Below are 751 nucleotides of genomic sequence, written 5' to 3'. Positions count from 1 at the left end.
TGCCTTACCCGGCAGACCGTGCACCAGACCAGCATCAACGTTATTGTCCTCGTAAGCCAGCTTCCACGGTGCGGCCTGCAGATCCGCCTTACGCACCATCGGACCAGCCAACATAGAGGTGTGGATCTCATCACCAGTGCGATCCAGGAAGCCGGTGTTAATAAACGCCAGGCGTTCCTTGACCTGCGCGATGCAGGCGTCCAGGTTGGCAGTGGTGCGACGCTCCTCATCCATCACACCGACCTTCAGGGTGAAGCGCTCCAGACCCAGCAGATCCTCCACCGCACCGAACAAGTCGTTGGTGAACGCAACCTCATCCGGGCCGTGCTGCTTCGGCTTCACAATGTAGATCGAACCGTTGCGGGAGTTACGACGCGGGTTGTTCTCATCCAGACCCGGGATCGCAGCAGCAGAGGTGATGACGGCATCCATGATGCCCTCAAAGATCTCCTCACCGTTCTGATCCAAGATCGCCGGATTCTGCATCAGGTGGCCAACGTTACGCACGAACAGCAGGGAACGGCCGTGCAGACGCAGCTCCTCACCATCACGGGAGGTAAACACGCGGTCCTCGTTCAGCTTACGGGTGAAGGTCTTGCCACCCTTCTCCACTTCCTCGGTGAGGTTGCCGGTGTTCAGACCCAGCCAGTTGCGGTAGCCCAGGGTCTTGTCGGTTGCGTCGACAGCGGCGACGGAGTCCTCGAAGTCCATGATGGTGGAGATTGCGGACTCAAGGTTCAGATCCTTGACG

1 pseudogene is annotated in these 751 nt (G+C 59.1%); it reads right to left on the bottom strand.

Features of this window, described 5'->3' with window-relative positions:
- Nucleotides 1–751 (bottom strand): annotated as a pseudogene (locus ACWXWJ_RS10275) (malate synthase G); the annotation flags it as partial.

Source organism: Corynebacterium sp. p3-SID1761 (assembly GCF_055862885.1).
Note: the sequence above shows the minus strand (reverse complement) of the source record. Positions and strands in the feature narration are given on the sequence as shown.